Source organism: Armatimonas sp. (assembly GCF_031410135.1).
Lineage (GTDB): Bacteria > Armatimonadota > Armatimonadia > Armatimonadales > Armatimonadaceae > Armatimonas.
Window position 1 is genome coordinate 1 of sequence record NZ_JANNYP010000908.1, and the last position, 3,209, is coordinate 3,209.

At 62.2% G+C, this 3,209-nt stretch carries 2 protein-coding genes; one reads left to right on the plus strand and one right to left on the minus strand.

Annotation, left to right across the window (positions count from 1 at the left end; all coding sequences use genetic code 11):
* The coding region (locus RMO15_RS32330; RefSeq protein ID WP_309723181.1) for an HD domain-containing protein at window positions 1-2,085 on the plus strand (2,085 nt) is incomplete at its 5' end.
* Between the two features lie 140 nt (window positions 2,086-2,225).
* Here RMO15_RS32330 and RMO15_RS32335 read toward each other — a convergent pair.
* Window positions 2,226-3,209: excinuclease ABC subunit UvrC (locus tag RMO15_RS32335; protein WP_309723184.1), on the minus strand; the 984-nt coding region annotated here is incomplete at its 5' end.

Consider the following 3,209-nt stretch of genomic DNA (forward strand, 5'->3'; position numbering starts at 1 on the left):
CGAAAAATTTCTGAGCGCGAAAGAATCCGTCAGCGCATCGGGGAGTCGCCATTTGTGATTGAGCCAGATCTTAAAGAGGGAGCTGGTGGTCTGCGCGATATTCAGACCGCCCTCTGGATGGCACGTGCACGCTTTGATAAGACGGGCGACTCACTCTGGCGGGAGCTGGTGCGCCGCCATATTCTCACAGCAACGGAGAAAACCCGGTTGCAAGCGGCCCGTGAGCATCTCTACAAAGTGCGCAACTTGCTGCACTTGCTCGCCGATGAGCGTCGGGAGCGACTGAGTGCGACCCGGCAGGAAGAGATCGCGGGACGTTTAGGGATTTTGGGGGATGGTGCGATTCCGCCCGTTGAGGTTTTCATGCGCCAGCACTATACGTGTGCACAGGATGCGTTTGCGCTCTCGGATAAGATTATGCAGCGCTGCTTAGAGGCACCTCTTACCCTAGGCACCGACTCTGGGCTAGCATCGCTGCGCCGCATGGTAATCGTCGCGGAGCCTCGCCGGGTGGCCGCCGATCCGCACTGGCCCCTCACCGCGCTTGAGTTCTGCCAGCGCTACGAGCTGGAGCTGGCTCCGGCCACGATTGAAGCCATTGAGGAGCTTGTCGAGCGTGAAGGGCTTCCCACGGACGCGGGGACGCGTTTTCTCAACCTACTCATGCAGCCTGGTGATATCGAGCAAACCCTCCGTCGGATGCACCGCACGGGGCTTCTCAAGGCGCTTTTGCCTGAGCTGGAGGCCTGTATGGGCCTGGTTCCCTACGACCCCGCACATGCTTGGACAGTGGGCGAGCACACGCTCCGTGTGTTGCGCAATCTGGTGCGCCTGCGCCCCGAAGCTCCGTCCGACCCCGACCTTCCGGAGGCGTATCGTGAGGTCTTTTCCTCGCTCGAATCTCCGGCGACTCTCTATTTGGGAGCCTTGCTCCATGATTTAGGTAAACAATGGCCACACACTCTGGAGGGCTTACGGGCTCCGCATGAAGTCACCGGAGCGGAGCGTACTGAAGCGATCTGTGAGCGCCTAGGAGCCTATGCCCAGCGAACCCAGAGCACGGTTTTCTTGGTGCGCCAACACTTGCTTCTCGCCGAGATCTCCCGCCTGCGTGACTTGAGCCGCCCCGAGACGATTCGTGAGGTCGTGCGCCAGCTCCCCGATGCCGAGCACCTCAAGATGCTCTATCTCTTCACTTGGGCCGATACCTCCGCCGTCGGTCCCGGGGTCTGGACGGACATGACGGCTCGTCTGCTCGAAGAGCTTTTTGGGCGGACGATGGGGGCTCTGGAGAGCGACTCCTTGCAAGCCGATCCTGACGAGGAAGCCCGGCGGCTGGATGGGCTGCGGGATCGGGTTCGCCGCCGCCTGGCATCCAAAGCGACCCACGACGAGGCCGATGCCGTGCAGGCGCATGCCAGCGCCATGCCTGCTGCCTACTTGCTCAATATCCCACTGGAAACTATGAGTCTCCACCTCGCGATGATCGGAGCCCTCACCAGCGGTGAGGCGGAGCGTGGCGTGGTGACCGACCTGCGAAACGTTCCTGGCACGCAACAAACCGAGCTCACCCTAGTCGCCTACGACGATCCCAAACCGGGCTTGCTCGCCAAGGTCACGGGCGTGCTCCATGCCTACGATATTCGGCTTCATGCGGCCCAGGTCTTCACCCGCCCGATGGACTCAGGGCGTGCCATCGTGGTGGATACACTCACCATTGACCACCGGGATCACCCGCTGGATCGCCAGATGCGCGGCGAGCTAGCCACGGCGCTAGGGAAAGTGCTCGGCGGCGAAGAAACCGTGGATGACCTGCTCACGCGCCGCCGACGCCCGGAGCCGTCGCTGGGAACCACCCGTAACCTCCGTCTAGAGCCCACCGATGACGAGCTAACGCTTCTGGATGTGGTCGTCCCCCGTGGCCCCGGTGCCATCCACGCCCTGCTCCGTACCGTCACCGCACAGGGCTGGAACATCCACGCCGCCCGCCTCTCGACCTGGGCTGGGCTGATCCGTTGCGCCCTCTATCTCTCTGAAGCCACACCGGGAGCGGGAGGAGATTTGAAGGCGGTGCTGAGCGCCTGAACCCTGCTGAATCCACCCGGCTCGAACCCACCCGGCCTTCGCTCGTTCCTCACTACGGCCACCCTCCCTCAGGGCAGGGAGGGTTTGGAAGGGTTTTCTCACCCCCTTCCTTGCCCTGAGGGAAGGGGCTGGGGATGGGTTCACGCCCCTTTCAGATAGTCAAAGACCTCTTGGGCGAGCTTGGTGCTCATTCCGGGGGCTTTGGCAAGCTCCTCCGCGCTGGCTTTCTTCATCTTGGCGACACTCCCAAAGAACTTCAGGAGGTTCTTACGCCGTAGGGGGCCGATGCCGGGAATCTCGTCGAGGATGCTCATGTTGGCGGCGCTCCCTCGGACATTGCGGTGGTAGGTGATGGCCCAGCGGTGCACCTCATCGCGGACGCGCTGGAGCAGAAAGAGGGCGGGGGCGTTTCGGGGGAACTCGATGGGCTCGTGGGCACCAGGGAGAAAAACTTGCTCGAATTGTTTGGCGAGGCCGATCATGGGAAAGTCGTAGCCGAACTGCTTCATGGCATCTTGCGCCGCCGAGAGCTGGCCCTTGCCGCCGTCCACGATAATTAAGTCCGGGCGCTGGGTGAACTTGACATTGCCCTCGGACATTTGGGCAAAGCGGCGGGTGAGCACCTCAAACATCATGGCAAAGTCGTTGGGCGTGTTGTCCGGCAGGCTTGCGATCTTAAAGCGCCGGTACTCACTTTTCTTGGGCTTGCCCCGCTCAAAGACCACCATGCCGCCGACGGCAAAGCGGCCTTGGATATTGGAGTTGTCGTAGGCCTCGATTCGGTTGAGGGAGTTTTCGGGCATCCCGAGCGCCACTGCCAGCTCACGGAGCGCACTGTCAATGCGGCTCTGCTCCGCCGCCGAGGCTGCCCGTAGCTGGGTGAGGGCCTGCTCCGCATTGGCCGAGGCAAGCTCCATCAGGCGCTTTTTCTCGCCGCGCTCGGGTACGGAGAGGGTCACTTTTGTGCCACGTTTCTGCCTCAGCCAGCTCTCGATGATCTCTAGCTCCTCGACGTGTGCGGGCAGGAGGATCTCACTGGGGACGTAGCTGGCATCCTGGTAGTAGCGCTTGAGAAACTCGCCGGTCGCCTCCGCCACGCCATCTTCTGCGCCGTCGAGTAAGAA